The sequence below is a fragment of the Actinomadura livida genome, from assembly GCF_014648675.1.
Taxonomy (GTDB): domain Bacteria; phylum Actinomycetota; class Actinomycetes; order Streptosporangiales; family Streptosporangiaceae; genus Spirillospora; species Spirillospora livida.
Map to the genome: position 1 here is coordinate 28,295 of NZ_BMRO01000007.1, position 12,841 is coordinate 41,135.

The window sequence follows — 12,841 nt, forward strand, 5'->3', positions numbered from 1 at the left end:
GGGATGGCACGAGGAGCGCGGCCCGAGGACCTGACCGGGCGCGCCCGGATCAGGGACGCGGCGCTGCTGGAGTTCGCGGAGCAAGGGGTCAAGGGCGCGACGATCCGGGGGATCGCGAAGTCCGCCGGAGTGTCGCCCGCGCTGGTCCAGCACCACTTCGGGACGAAGGAGGCACTGCGCCGGGCGTGCGACGAGCACGTCATCGAGAGCATCCGCGAGATCAAGCGGGACGCGCTCGCCGGCGGCATGGGCAGCCCGGACTTCCTGTCGATCGCCATGCGGACGGCCCGGCCCATCCAGCTCTACCTGGCGCGCACCCTGGCCGACGACTCCGAGGCCGCCCGCACGCTGTTCGACGACGCCGTGAAGTTCAGCGAGGAGGTCCTCGGCCAGGGGGCCCCCGGGATGGCCAAGGCCGAGACCGACGATCTGCACGCCTACGCCGCCGTCATGACCGCCATCAGCTTCGGGGTGATCGTGCTCAACGAGCACCTCTCCCGCGCCCTCGGCGGCGACGTCCTGCTGGGCGACGGCTACCCCCGGCTCGCCCTCGCGATGATCGACGTCCTGGACGACCGGCTCCTCACCCCCGAGCTGGTCGAGCAGACCCGCCGCGCCCTGAAGACCATGATCGCGGAGGGCGTGCGACCCCCCGCCGAGGAGGACCGGTGACAGCGAACCAACCCCCCGTCCAGGTATCCGGCCTGGTCAAGAACTTCGGCCGCACCCGCGCACTGGACGGCCTTGACCTGACCGTCCGGCAAGGCGAGGTGCACGGCTTCCTGGGCCCGAACGGATCCGGGAAGTCGACCGCCATCAGGGTCCTGCTCGGCCTGCTGCGCGCCGACGCGGGCACCGCCCGGCTGCTCGGCGGCGACCCCTGGCGCGACGCCACCGAACTGCACCGCCGGCTCGCCTACGTCCCCGGCGACGTGACGCTGTGGCCGAACCTGTCCGGCGGCGAGGTGATCGACCTGCTCGGCCGGATGCGCGACGGGACCGACGAGCGCCGCAAGGCCGAGCTGCTGGAGCGGTTCGAGCTCGACCCGCGCAAGAAGGGCCGCGCCTACTCCAAGGGCAACCGGCAGAAGGTCGGCCTCGTCGCCGCGCTGGCCTCCGACGCCGAGCTGCTGCTCCTGGACGAGCCCACCTCCGGCCTCGACCCCCTCATGGAGGAGGTCTTCCAGCAGTGCGTCCGCGAGGCGCGGGACGAGGGGCGCACCGTCCTGCTGTCCAGCCACATCCTGTCCGAGGTCGAGGCGCTGTGCGACCGGGTCACGATCATCCGGAAGGGCGCCGCGGTCGAGTCCGGCACCCTGGACGAGCTGCGGCACCTGACCCGCACCTCGATCCACGCCGAGCTGGCGGCGCCGCCGGACGGGCTCCCGCTGCCGGGCGCCCACGACGTCGAGATAGACGGGACGACCATCCGGTTCGAGGTGGACACGCCCCGGCTGGACGACGCGCTGCGCAGCCTCACCGAGGTCGGCGTCCGGAGCCTGGTCAGCCGCCCGCCGACGCTGGAGGAGCTGTTCCTGCGGCACTACAAGGACGAACTCGCCGAGAAGGCCGCGACATGAGCGGGCTCGCGGGCACCGGGGGGCTGATCAGGCTCGTGCTGCGGCGCGACCGGTTCCTCCTCCCCCTGTGGGTGCTGGCGCCCGCTCTGGTGACGGTCAACCTCGTCCCCGCCACCGAGGCGCTGCTCCCCACCGCCGCCGACCGGCTCCAGTACGCGGGGACCACGGGGACGAACCCGACGTTCCTGGCGCTCTACGGGCCGCTGTACAGCGGCGACCTCGGCGGCATCATCGTCCAGCGCGCCGGGTTCATGCCCGTGGTGATCGGCGTGATCAGCGCGCTGACGGTCATCCGGCACACCCGGGCCGAGGAGGAGGCCGGGCGCCGCGAGCTGCTCGGCGCCACCGTCACCGGCCGCGGCGCGGGCCTGGCCGCCGCGCTCGCCGTCACGCTGGCCGCCAACCTCGCGATCGCCGTGCTCCTCGCCGCCGGCATGGCCGCCCAGGGCCTGCCCCTCGCCGGGTCGCTGGCCTTCGGCCTCCAGTTCGCGGCCGGCGGCTGGGTGTTCGCGGCGGTCGCCGGCATCACCGCCCAGCTCAGCGAGGGCGCCGGCGCGGCCAGGGGAGCGGCCGTCGGCGCGCTCGGCGGCGCGTTCGTCGTCCGGATGGCCGCCGACGTCGGCGGCGAGGGCAACGCGCTGTCGTGGCTCGGCTGGCTCTCCCCGTTCGGCTGGGCGCAGCGGGCACGCCCCTACGGCGGAGAGCGCTGGTGGACGTTCGCCGTGGTCGCGGTGCTCGTCGCGGCGCTGATGGCGGCGGCCGCGGCGCTCTCGGCGCGCCGCGACGTCGGCGCGGGCATCCTGCCGCCGAAGCTCGGGCCCACCGGCGCCTCACCTCGGTTGTCCGGGCCCTTCGGACTCGGGTGGCGGCTCCACAGCCGGGCCCTGTACGGCTGGCTCGCCGGGTTCGCCGCGCTGGGCGTCGTGTACGGCGCCGTCGCCGGCGGAGTACGGGACATGGTGCGGGACAGCCCCGAGCTGGCGGAGTTCTTCAGGAGCATCGGCGGGCAGGCCGGGATCACCGACGCCTTCTTCGCCTCGGCGATGGGCATCCTCGGCCTGATCGCCGCGGCCTACGCGGTCTCGGCCACGCTGCGCATGCGGGCGGAGGAGACCGGCCAGCGCGCCGAGCCGCTGCTCGCCACGGCGACCACCCGGCTGCGGTGGGCGGCCGGGCACCTGGTGTTCGTCCTGCTGGGGCCCGCCGCCGCGATGGCCGTCGCGGGCGCCGCCGCCGGGCTGGCGCACGGGCTGAACGTCGGCGACGTCGGCCGCGAGCTGCCGCGGGTCCTCGGGGCGGCGCTGGCGCAGCTGCCCGCCGTCTGGCTGGTCGCGGCGATCGCCCTCGCCCTGTTCGGGCTGGCGCCCCGGTTCACCGGCGCGGTCTGGGCCGCGGTCGGGGCGTTCATCGTGATCACGATGTTCGGCCCGGCGCTCGACCTGGACCAGTGGGTGCTGAACGTGTCGCCGTTCACCCACGTCCCGAAGCTCCCCGGCGCCGCGTTCACCGCCGTGCCCTTCGCCTGGCTGGTGGCGCTGACCGCCGTCCTGTCCGCCGCGGGCATGCTCGGCTTCCGGCGCAGGGACATCGCTGCCAACTAGCGGGGCGCCCGGGCCGGTCAGCGGTTAAATTGGCCCGGTGACCACTGCGAAGCCGCTTGCCGTCTGCGTGTTCTGCTCGTCCAGCGGCAGGATCGACCGCCGCCACGTCGACCTCGCCGCGGACGTCGGCACCGAGCTGGCCCGGCGGGGCCACAGCCTGGTCAGCGGCGGCGCCCAGGTGTCGTGCATGGGCGCCGTGGCCCGCGCCGCGCGGGCGGGCGGCGCCCGCACCGTCGGGGTGATCCCCGAGGGCCTCGTCAGCGTCGAGATCTCCGACGAGGACAACGACGAGCTGATCGTCACCCCCGACATGCGGACCCGCAAGGGCGAGATGGACGAGCGCAGCGACGCGTTCCTCATCCTGCCCGGCGGCATCGGCACGCTGGAGGAGCTGTTCGAGGTGTGGACGGCCCGGGTCCTGTCCATGCACGAGAAACCCGTCGTCATCCTCGACCCGACCGGCGTCTACGACCCGCTCCGCGAGCTGATGGTGAGCCTCACCGAGCAGGGCTTCGCCCGCCACCGCATCTGGGACGCGATCGGCTGGACGACCACCGTCCCCGAGGCGTTCGACTTCCTCGAGCGCTCCCAGCCCCGCATCGAGTTCTCCGCGAGCGACTACGCGGAGACCCAACTCTGACCACTCACCCGCCGGTGCCCGCGGCGGGTGCTCCCGGACCGGTGGTCGCGCACCCTCGGATACCGTCGAAGCGTGCGCGCCCATGAACCGGCCCCTAGGAGACCGATGAACGCCGACGTGCCCGCCTCACGGGAACTGGCCGCGATCGCCGAGCTCGCCGCCCGCACGACCGGCGACCGGCTGCGGACGGCGTTCCGCTCCCGTCCCGGGATCGACCTCAAGCTGGACTTCCACGACCCGGTCACCGAGCACGACCGCGCCGCGGAGGAGACCATCCGGGAAGTGCTCGACGAGCAGACCCCGGGCTGCGTCGTCGTGGGGGAGGAGGGCGGCGTCCAGGGCCGGGACGACCGCGTCCGCTGGTACGTCGACCCCATCGACGGGACGGCCAACTTCGCGGTCGGGCTGCCGTTCTTCTGCACGTCCATCGCGGCCGTCGCGGACGGCGAGCTGGTCGCGGGCGTGGTGTACGACCCGATCCGCGACGACATGTTCACCGCGTCCCTGGACGGCGCGACCTGCAACGGCGAGCCGATCCGGAGCAACGGCGCGACCGGCGACCGGGGCGCCGTGCTCGCCACCTCCTACCCGAGCCCGCACGACCTGGCCGAGGGCGACCGGACGGAGACGCTGCGGCGCTACGGGGACCTCATCGGCGCGTTCGCCACCGTGCGCAGGCCCGGCAGCGCCGCGCTGACCCTCGCGCACGTCGCGGCGGGCTGGACGGACGTCGCCTACGACTCGTGGATCAACGCCTACGACATCGCGGCCGGGCTGCTGCTGGTCAGGCAGGCGGGCGGCACCTACCTCCCGCTCCGCGGGAAGCCCGGCGGCGACGACTGGGACGCCCCCGGCTACCTCGCGTGCGTCGCCGGATTCGACCTCGCCGGCTCCGCCATCGCCGAGGTCGCCGACCTCACCGCACAAGAGTGCCCCGGGGATTTCCCGCCCGTCCGGTGATCGTTAACCGGCGGTTCAGGGGCGGCCGCCAGGCTCCCGCGTGATCCCTCACGTGAAGGAGTCCCCCCATGTCCGTGACCCGTCGCGGAGTCGTCAAGGGCGGCGCGGCCGGCGCGCTGTCCATCGCACTCGCCGGAAGCCTGGAAGGCATCTTCCAGACCTCCGCCGGCGCAGACACCGGAGAGGCGTACGGCTACGGCCCCCTGATCCCCGACCCCAAGGGCGTGCTTGATCTGCCCAAGGGATTCTCGTACAAGGTGATGTCGGTGGAGGGCGACCCGATCTCCAAGGGCGTCGTCGTCCCCGGCCACCACGACGGCATGGCCACCTTCCCGGCCCGCGGCCAGGGCCACCCCGGGCACGGCCGCGGCCATGGGCGCGGCCACACGCTCCTGGTGCGCAACCACGAGCAGAGCAACAACGGCACCCCCACCGTCGGGCCGCGCGAGCTCACCTACGACCCGGCCGCGACCGGCGGCACCACCACCCTGGAGGTCGACCGCGACGGCGACCTGGTGTCGCAGTACGTCAGCCTGGCCGGGACGGCCGTCAACTGCGCCGGTGGCCGCACCCCCTGGGGATCGTGGCTGACCTGCGAGGAGACCGAGGGCTTCAGCGGCGAGACCAAGAGCCACGGCTGGGTCTTCGAGGTCGACCCCCACGGCAGGCGCACCGAGCCCGTCCCGCTGACCGCCCTCGGCCGGTTCGCGCACGAGGCCGTCGCCGTCGACCCGCACACCAACGTCGCCTACCTCACCGAGGACGCGTCCCGGCCGTTCGGCCTGTTCTTCCGGTTCCGTCCCCGCGCCCACCGCGGCGGCTACCACTCCTACCTCGCGGGCGGGACGCTGGAGGCGCTGAAGGTCCCGGGCGTCCCGGACCTGTCGCTCGTCACCGAGCCCGGCACCCGGCTGCCCGCCCGCTGGGTGGACGTCCCCGACCCGCTGGCGAAGCGGACGTCCATCCGCAAGCAGTTCGAGGACGACCGGATCACGCGGAGCCAGAAGCTCGAAGGCGCCTGGTGGGGCCACGGCAAGGCGTACTTCGTCGCGAGCTTCTCCAGCACGGACGACGGCGCCGCGGGCGACCACGCGGGCCAGGTCTGGACCTACGACCCGCGCCGCAACGAGGTGGAACTCCAGCTCATCTTCAAGCCCGGCGGCCGCTTTGACGGCCCGGACAACATCACCCTCTCCCCGTACGGCGGCGGCGTGATCCTGGCCGAGGACGGCGACGGCGAGCAGTACCTCGTCGGCACCACCCGCAAGGACCGGCCGTTCGCGATGGCCCGCAACGCCCTGAACGGCAGCGAGTTCACCGGCGTCACCTTCTCGCCGGACGGGCGCATCCTGTTCTTCAACCGCCAGTCGGACCCGGGCGCGACCTTCGCGGTCAAGGGCCCCTGGCACCGCCTACGCGGCTGACCCTTCAGGCGAGTCCTCGGCGGGATACCGCCGGTGGGCGGGTGCCCTCTATGGACGCGACCATGTCCAGGACCTCGCTCACCGCTTCCGCCTGTGACTCCGGTACGCGGAACAGCTTCACGCCCAGCCACGCGTAGACGGACGCGGCGGCCAGCAGCGCGGGGTCGGGCTCCGGCGCGTCCGTCTCCAATGTGACCAGGACCACGGCGTCACCGGCCGTCAGCCGCTCGATCCGGCTGGTCGCCGGTGCCGTGCCGGCGTCCACGACGCCGTCCGGAACCGGCGCGTCCGGTGAAAGGACTCTCCGCTCTTGCATCCCCATACCGCCAAGCGTGGCACGATCGGGGACTGGGGAACGTCTTCCCAGTGGGGTGCGAGCAGAACGGAGCCTGATCGTGGCCGTGGTCCTCGTCCTGGCCGGCCTGGCCGTGCTGGGCGCCGTCGTCGCCCTCGCCATGGGCAGGGGCGGCGAGCTGGCCGAGACCCATCCGGACTATCCGCCGCTCCCGGGCGGCGCGGACGGCCGTCCCATCACCGGGGACGACGTCGCCCGGCTGCGGCTGCCCCGCACGTTCTGGGGCTATCAGCCGCAGCTGACGGACGAGGCCCTGCACCGCCTCGCCGACGCGCTGTACGAGCGCGACGCCCGCGTGGCCGAACTTGAGCAGCGGCTCCGGGAGCTGCACGGCATCCCAGAGGACCCCGGCCCGGTCGGCGCCCTGCACGGCCTGGAGGAGCCGAGCTGGAACGGCACGCCGCCGGCGCGCGAGGAGACCGCCGCGGGCGGAGCCGTCGACGGCCGCACAGAGGACGAGCCGGTCGGCGGCGCGAAGGAGGACCACCGGTGAGCGTCGTCGCCGTCCACGCCGAGGCCGTCTCCGACGCGCCGGCGGAACGCGTCTTCGAGGTCCTCACCGACTGGCGCCGGCACGGCGAGTGGATGCCGTTCACCCGCGCGGAGGGCGGCGACAAGGTCGGCGACGAGATCCGGGGCTGGACGGGCATCGGGCCGGTCGGCTTCCTCGACACGATGGTGATCACCGACTGGCGGGACGGCCGCCGCGTCGCGGTGCGGCACACCGGGCGCGTCGTGCGCGGCGAGGCGTGGTTCATGGTCGTCCCCGAGGGCTCCGGCAGCCGGATCGTCTGGGCCGAGCGCGTCGACCTGCCGCTCGGCCCGCTGGGCCGTGCCGGATGGATCGTCGCGGGCCCGGTCGTGAAGGCGTTCATGACCCTCGGCCTGCGCCGGCTGGCCGTTCTGTCGCGGGCGTGAGGTAGAACGGGCGGGTGAGCACCGCCATCCGCGGCGAGGACGGGCTGGCCCGCTGCCCCTGGGGCCTGTCGACGCCCGACTACGTCGCCTACCACGATCGGGAATGGGGCCGCCCCGTCCGCGACGACCAGGGTCTCTACGAGCGGCTCTGCCTGGAGGCGTTCCAGTCCGGGCTGTCGTGGCTGACGATCCTGCGCAAGCGCGAGGGCTTCCGCGCCGCGTTCGCCGGGTTCGACCTGGCGAAGGTCGCCGCGTTCGGCCCCGCCGACGTCGAGCGCCTGCTGGGCGACGCCGCCATCGTCCGCAACCGGGCGAAGATCGAGGCGGCGATCGGCAACGCCCGCGCCGCGCTCGACCTCCCCGGCGGCCTGGCCGCGACCGCGTGGCGCTACGCCGACCCCGATGCGCCGGCGTACGCGGACACGGCGGACGTGCCCGCGTACACCGACGGGTCGAAGGCCCTGGCCAAGGAGCTGAAGAAGCACGGTTTCCGCTTCGTCGGCCCCACCACCGCCTACGCCCTCATGCAGGCGTGCGGCCTGGTCGACGACCATCTGACCGGCTGCCACCGGCACGGCGCCTACCGGTAGGCCCCCCACTCGCTCCGGCCCGGCTCACTCCGATCTGGCGGCCTCCAGGATCGGGACGGCCGCGGCGCGCCGGGCGGGCAGCGCCGACGTCGCCAGGGTGACGGCGGCGGCCCCGGCGAGGACGGCGGCGAACAGCCACCACGGCGGGTTCGGGCTGAGGAACGTGCTCCCCGTGGCCACGTGCATGAGGTACACGGTGCCGAGGGCCGTGCCGATGCCGAGCAGGCCGCCGAGCAGCACGACCGTGGCGGCCTCCCACCGCACGACCGACCGGATCTGCGTCCCGGTCGCGCCGACCGCGCCGAGCAGCCCGAACTCGCGGGTCCGCTCACCGACGCTCATCGACACGGTCGTCGCCATCCCGAACAGGGCGAGCACCAGCGCCATCCCGATGAACCCGTAGATGACGGTCATCCCCGACGTGGTCGCGTCGGCCGCCATCTCGATGTAGCCGGACCTGTCGAGCACCTCCACGCCCGGCACGTCCGCCACCGCCCGCGCCAGGCCCTCCCGCGTGCCGCCCCGGACGAGGACAACCTGCGTCGCCGCGCCGGGATCGAGCCGGTCCAGGGTGGCGGCCGACACGAGCGCCTGGTCGGCGAACAGGTGGGACGGGTCGTGGTAGGCGCCCGCTATCGTCAGCGCGACCTTGCCGGCGCCGCCGCGGACGACGATCCGCTGCCCCTTCCGCAGCCGCTGCGCCTCCATGACCGTGGAGGTCAGCGCGATCTCGCCGGTGCGCAGCGGCCGCAGGTCGCCGCCGAGGTCCAGCACGGACGGCATCGCCGCCGGGTCGGCGCCGCTCACCATCAGGTACAGCGGCCCGGCGTCCTCGTCGCCGTACGGGCTCTTCGGGCGCGGCGAGACGAGCTTGGCCTCGGTCGCGGTGAGCGCCATCGCCCGGGACACGCCCGGGACGGCGGCGACCCTGTCCGCCATGTCGCGGGGGAGCGGTGCCTGGCCCGTCGAGGTCACCCCGGTCGCGGCGATCGCGTGCTCGGCCCGCAGCACCTCCTTCCCGGCCTCGTCGAACCGCGCGTCCGCCGACAGGACGATCAGCGCGGTCGCCCCGACCAGCGCGACGCCGAGCATCAGCGACGACGCGGCCGACGACACCCGGCGCGGGCTGCGGGTGATGGTGGCGCGGGCCAGCCGCCCGGCCTCCCCGCTCACCGCCGTCCCGAGCCGCCCGACCAGGCCGCCGAGCGGGCCGACGAAGAACGGCGCGAGGACGCAGAGCGCCGCGGCCGTCGTCATGCAGCCCAGCAGGATCAGCACGCAGACGGCGATGGTCCGGTCGGGGCCGGGCGGCTCGTCGTGCTGCACGGCGAACACCGGCCCGAAGAACACCCAGGCCGCGGCGAACACGGCGAGCGCGCCGAGCAGCCGCGGCCAGCGCCGTCCGGCGGTGTCGGCGGTCGCGGAGCGCAGCGCCTGCATGGGCGAGATCCGCGCGGCCTTCCGTGCCGCGCGCCACGCCGCGAGCTGGGTGACGAGGATCCCGGCCGCGGCGGGCACGGCGAGCGCGACCCACCCGTACTGGGCGCCGGTGCCGGTGATGTCGAAGCCGTCCCGGGCGAACAGCGTGGTGAGCAGGCCCGACACCGGGAAGCCGAGCAGCGTGCCGCCGGCCGTCGCGACGGCGCCGAGCACCAGCGCCTCAAGCCGGATCAGCCGTTTGATCTGGCGGGGCGTCGCGCCGATCGCGCCGAGCAGCGCCAGCCGGCGGGTCCGCTGCCGGACGAGCGTCCCGAACGTGTTGGCCACCACGAACAGGCCGGTGAACACCGCGACGGACGCGACCATGGCGATGGCGCCGCCGATCGTCGCCCCCTCCGCCTGGAGCGAGGCCGAGTGGGCGCTCCGCGCCGAGGCGGCGGTCCGGACGGTGACGTCCTCGGCGGCGAGGTCGCGGGCCAGGTCCTTGGCGAGCCGCTCCGCCGGGACGCCCGGCGCGGCCTTCACCCACACTCCCTGCCACGTCCCGGGCGGCAGCCCCGCCGCCTCCCGGACGGTCTCCGGCGGCGCGAGCACCAGGTCGCCGCGCGCCACGGTGCCGCGGTCCTGCACGGTCACGATCCCGACGACCTTCATGTCGCGGCTCCGCCTGGGAAGCGTCACCCGCAGCGCGTCGCCGGGCGACAGCCCACCGGCCCGCGCCATGTGCCCGGTGACGGCGACCTCGCCGTCCGCGGCGGGCGCGCGTCCCGCGTCCAGGCGGTACGGGTTGAGCCCGGTCTCCGGCGTCCACGGCCGCAGCGTCGTCCCCGCCCCGGCGGGCGCGACGATCGGCTCGCCGTCCGGCCCGCTCGCGGTCACCGGGACCAGCGCGTCCCCGGCGGCCGCGGCGACGCCCGGCCGTCCCGCGACCGCGTCCAGCGCCACCCGCCCGTCCGGCGCCGCGTAGACGTCGTCCGGGTCGGTCTCGCCGCCGACCACGAGCACGTCCGTGCGGGCGTACTCGCTGGCGTCGCTGCCCGACACCGCCTCCTGCGCCCGCAGCGTGAACTGCACCGAGCCCGCGATCAGCCCGACCGAGAACACCCCCGCCAGCAGCGTGGCGGCCAGCCGCATCCAGCCCTCGGCGAAGGAGCGGCGCGCGATGAGCCACATCCGCTCAGCCCTCCAGCCGGCGCATCGCGGCGTGCACGGCGTCGATCGTCGGGTGCGGCAGCTCGTGGACGATCATCCCGTCGGCCAGGAACAGCACCCGGTCGGCGTGCGCGGCGGCCACCGGGTCGTGCGTCACCATGATCACCGTCTGGCCGTAGACGTCCACCGCGGTGCGCAGGAACTCCAGCACCTCGGCGCCCGACGCCGAGTCGAGGTTGCCGGTCGGCTCGTCGGCGAACAGCACCTCCGGCCGCGTCAGCAGCGCCCGCGCGACCGCGACCCGCTGCTGCTGCCCGCCCGACAGCTCGCCCGGCCGGTGCCCGAGCCGCTCGCGCAGCCCCAGCGCGTCCACGACCGTGTCGAACCACCGCTGGTCGGCGCGCCGCTTCCCGAGCCGCCCGGTGAGCCGGATGTTCTCCTCCGCCGTCAGCAGCGGCAGCAGGTTGAACGCCTGGAACACGAACCCCAGCCGGTCGCGGCGCAGCTTCGTGAGCCGCGTCCGCGACAGCCCGGTGATGTCCACGCCGCCGATCAGCACGGACCCGGACGACACCGTGTCGAGCCCGGCCATGCAGTGCAGGAACGTCGACTTCCCCGAGCCGGACGGCCCCATGATCGCGGTGAACCGGCCCCGGCGGAACGTCGCCGACACACCGCGCAGCGCCGTCACCGCACCGTCGCCCGACCCGTACGACTTGACCACGTCGCGGGCGACGGCGACGTGGTCGTGGACCTGCTCGGCGGGCGGTGCGGCCATAGATTGCGTCATGCCGCCAAGCAAACCGCCGGGACCCCCTCCGGCACATTGGCGCACGCTCCCCACCGGCCGGTGGGGGCAGCCCCACCGGCCGGGTACGGGCTACCGGCCCTCGAACGCGGGCTGCTGCTTCTTCAGGAACGCCTCGGTCGCGTTGCGGTGGTCACTGGTCCCCGCGCACTCGTCCTGGAGCTCGGCCTCCCGCTCCAGCGACGACGCCAGATCGTGCGTCGCAGCGTGGTCGAGCGCCGCCTTCACCGCGCCGTAGGCGACCGTCGGACCCTCGGCGAGGCGGCGGGCCAGCTCCACCGACGCCGGGGCCAGCTCGTCCGCCGGGACGACCCGGTTCACCAGCCCGAGCTCCAGGGCGTCCTGCGCCTTGACCGGCTCGCCCAGCAGCAGCAGCTCGGCCGCCTTGGCTCGGCCTACGAGCCGCTGGAGCGTCCACGACATGCCGCTGTCGGGCGCGAGGCCGATCCCGGTGAACGCCGTCGCGAACCGCGCCTTGTCGGACGCGACGACCAGGTCGCACGCGAACGCCAGCGCCGCCCCCGCGCCTGCCGCAACGCCGTTCACCGCCGCCACGACCGGTTTACGCATGCCCGCTATCGCCAGCACGATCGGGTTGTAGTGCTTGCGGACCGTGTCGTCCAGGCCCTTGCCCGCGGCGAGGTTGTCACCGTGCTCACGCAGGTCCTGCCCGGCGCAGAAGGCCCGCCCGGCCCCGGTGAGGATCACCGCGCGGGCCGCGGGGTCGGCCGCGGCGCGCACCACCGTCGCGCGCAGCAGCTCCTTCATCTCGGCCATCAGCGAATTCATACCGTCCGGGCGGTTAAGTGTGATTGTTCCCACACCGTCGGTCACGTCGTAGCGCACGGTCTCAGCCATCGGTGTCCTCCATGGTCCGCGGTAGATCTTCCCAGGCAACCATCGGTGAACCGGGGGGCGGCGGGCAAGGGGCCGCCGGCACTCGCCGGCACATGGCCCGCGGGCGCCGATCCGCGCGCCTCCGGCGCACCGCTCGGCCGATCTGGAGGCTGATCGTTACCACTTCGCGCCCGGAAGACGAGATAATGGACCACCTATTGATGACGCGGATGCGACACGCGGCCACGCGGCCAAGGGTGTGCGAGGCCGCGGCCCTACGCAGGAAGGGGATGCACGCATGGCGGCGATGAAGCCGCGGACGGGAGACGGTCCGCTCGAAGTGACCAAGGAGGGGCGCGGCATCGTCATGCGGGTTCCTCTCGAAGGCGGCGGACGTCTCGTGGTCGAGCTCTCCGCCGACGAGGCCAAGGAACTCGGCGACGCCATCAAGGAAGTCGTGGGCTGACGACTCCGCCGATCCCGGCTTGCTGGTGACGGTCCCGGCGGAACCGCCGGGGCCCTTGCCATTCCCGTAG

14 protein-coding genes are annotated in these 12,841 nt (G+C 74.2%); 10 read left to right on the forward strand and 4 right to left on the reverse strand.

From position 1 onward, the window contains the following. Nucleotides 1–3: 3 nt before the first annotated feature. From IEZ03_RS17590 to IEZ03_RS17615, 6 genes are all read left to right on the forward strand, one after another. Nucleotides 4–672 carry a TetR/AcrR family transcriptional regulator gene (locus IEZ03_RS17590; protein WP_184881514.1) on the forward strand — a complete coding sequence of 223 codons (669 nt, stop codon included), beginning with the start codon at nt 4–6 and terminating at the stop codon, nt 670–672. Continuing rightward, the gene (locus IEZ03_RS17595) at nt 669–1,580 is read left to right on the forward strand and encodes an ABC transporter ATP-binding protein (RefSeq protein ID WP_184881516.1); all 912 of its coding nucleotides are present in this window, start codon (nt 669–671) and stop codon (nt 1,578–1,580) included. Before IEZ03_RS17590 ends, IEZ03_RS17595 begins: the two co-directional genes overlap by 4 nt. Continuing rightward, nucleotides 1,577–3,181 (forward strand): ABC transporter permease, encoded by a 1,605-nt coding sequence (locus tag IEZ03_RS17600; protein WP_184881518.1) that lies wholly within the window; start codon nt 1,577–1,579, stop codon nt 3,179–3,181. Before IEZ03_RS17595 ends, IEZ03_RS17600 begins: the two co-directional genes overlap by 4 nt. Nucleotides 3,182–3,218: 37 nt before the next feature. Beyond that, nucleotides 3,219–3,821, forward strand: coding sequence for an LOG family protein (locus IEZ03_RS17605; RefSeq protein WP_229808363.1), 603 nt, complete (start codon nt 3,219–3,221; stop codon nt 3,819–3,821). A 105-nt stretch (nt 3,822–3,926) separates the two neighbouring features. Then, nucleotides 3,927–4,781: an inositol monophosphatase family protein gene (locus IEZ03_RS17610; RefSeq protein WP_184881521.1), complete on the forward strand. Its 855-nt coding sequence runs from the start codon at nt 3,927–3,929 to the stop codon at nt 4,779–4,781. A 68-nt stretch (nt 4,782–4,849) separates the two neighbouring features. Continuing rightward, nucleotides 4,850–6,205, forward strand: a complete 1,356-nt coding sequence (locus IEZ03_RS17615; protein ID WP_184881523.1) for an alkaline phosphatase PhoX — start codon at nt 4,850–4,852, stop codon at nt 6,203–6,205. Between the two features lie 4 nt (nt 6,206–6,209). Here the strand turns inward: IEZ03_RS17615 and IEZ03_RS17620 are convergent, their stop codons facing one another. Continuing rightward, nucleotides 6,210–6,527, reverse strand: coding sequence for a hypothetical protein (locus IEZ03_RS17620; protein ID WP_184881525.1), 318 nt, complete (start codon nt 6,525–6,527; stop codon nt 6,210–6,212). A gap of 73 nt (nt 6,528–6,600) precedes the next feature. On the opposite strand from IEZ03_RS17620, the gene IEZ03_RS17625 reads away from it, so the two are divergent. Genes IEZ03_RS17625 through IEZ03_RS17635 form a run of 3 tightly spaced genes read left to right on the forward strand, consistent with a single transcriptional unit; the run spans nt 6,601 to nt 8,068 of the window. Next, the gene (locus tag IEZ03_RS17625) at nt 6,601–7,053 is read left to right on the forward strand and encodes a hypothetical protein (RefSeq protein ID WP_184881526.1); all 453 of its coding nucleotides are present in this window, start codon (nt 6,601–6,603) and stop codon (nt 7,051–7,053) included. Next, entirely contained in the window at nt 7,050–7,478 is a 429-nt protein-coding gene (locus tag IEZ03_RS17630; RefSeq protein ID WP_184881528.1) for an SRPBCC family protein, read from the forward strand. Before IEZ03_RS17625 ends, IEZ03_RS17630 begins: the two co-directional genes overlap by 4 nt. A 14-nt stretch (nt 7,479–7,492) precedes the next feature. Beyond that, nucleotides 7,493–8,068, forward strand: coding sequence for a DNA-3-methyladenine glycosylase I (locus IEZ03_RS17635; protein ID WP_184881530.1), 576 nt, complete (start codon nt 7,493–7,495; stop codon nt 8,066–8,068). Nucleotides 8,069–8,092: 24 nt separating this feature from the next. Here IEZ03_RS17635 and IEZ03_RS17640 read toward each other — a convergent pair whose 3' ends face one another. From IEZ03_RS17640 to IEZ03_RS17650, 3 genes are all read right to left on the reverse strand, one after another. Next, a complete protein-coding gene (locus IEZ03_RS17640; RefSeq protein WP_184881532.1) occupies nt 8,093–10,681 on the reverse strand; it encodes an FtsX-like permease family protein in 2,589 nt (862 codons plus the stop codon). Nucleotides 10,682–10,685: 4 nt separating this feature from the next. After that, nucleotides 10,686–11,450 carry an ABC transporter ATP-binding protein gene (locus tag IEZ03_RS17645; RefSeq protein WP_221480588.1) on the reverse strand — a complete coding sequence of 255 codons (765 nt, stop codon included), beginning with the start codon at nt 11,448–11,450 and terminating at the stop codon, nt 10,686–10,688. 90 nt (nt 11,451–11,540) lie between these two features. Then, nucleotides 11,541–12,326: an enoyl-CoA hydratase-related protein gene (locus IEZ03_RS17650; protein WP_184881533.1), complete on the reverse strand. Its 786-nt coding sequence runs from the start codon at nt 12,324–12,326 to the stop codon at nt 11,541–11,543. Between the two features lie 277 nt (nt 12,327–12,603). Here IEZ03_RS17650 and IEZ03_RS17655 point away from each other — a divergent pair, with 277 nt between their 5' ends. Then, complete coding sequence (locus IEZ03_RS17655; protein ID WP_131954262.1) at nt 12,604–12,771, forward strand: DUF3117 domain-containing protein; 168 nt, start codon at nt 12,604–12,606, stop codon at nt 12,769–12,771. Nucleotides 12,772–12,841 lie beyond the last annotated feature (70 nt).

What these genes read in the sequence shown, in the direction of transcription:
- IEZ03_RS17590 (WP_184881514.1), top strand. Translation starts at nt 4, where the DNA reads ATGGCACGAGGAGCGCGGCCCGAGGACCTGACCGGGCGCGCCCGGATC.
- IEZ03_RS17600 (WP_184881518.1), top strand. Translation starts at nt 1,577, where the DNA reads ATGAGCGGGCTCGCGGGCACCGGGGGGCTGATCAGGCTCGTGCTGCGG.
- IEZ03_RS17610 (WP_184881521.1), top strand. Translation starts at nt 3,927, where the DNA reads ATGAACGCCGACGTGCCCGCCTCACGGGAACTGGCCGCGATCGCCGAG.
- IEZ03_RS17615 (WP_184881523.1), top strand. Translation starts at nt 4,850, where the DNA reads ATGTCCGTGACCCGTCGCGGAGTCGTCAAGGGCGGCGCGGCCGGCGCG.
- IEZ03_RS17620 (WP_184881525.1), bottom strand. Translation starts at nt 6,527, where the DNA reads ATGGGGATGCAAGAGCGGAGAGTCCTTTCACCGGACGCGCCGGTTCCG.
- IEZ03_RS17640 (WP_184881532.1), bottom strand. Translation starts at nt 10,681, where the DNA reads ATGTGGCTCATCGCGCGCCGCTCCTTCGCCGAGGGCTGGATGCGGCTG.
- IEZ03_RS17645 (WP_221480588.1), bottom strand. Translation starts at nt 11,450, where the DNA reads ATGACGCAATCTATGGCCGCACCGCCCGCCGAGCAGGTCCACGACCAC.
- IEZ03_RS17650 (WP_184881533.1), bottom strand. Translation starts at nt 12,326, where the DNA reads ATGGCTGAGACCGTGCGCTACGACGTGACCGACGGTGTGGGAACAATC.
- IEZ03_RS17655 (WP_131954262.1), top strand. Translation starts at nt 12,604, where the DNA reads ATGGCGGCGATGAAGCCGCGGACGGGAGACGGTCCGCTCGAAGTGACC.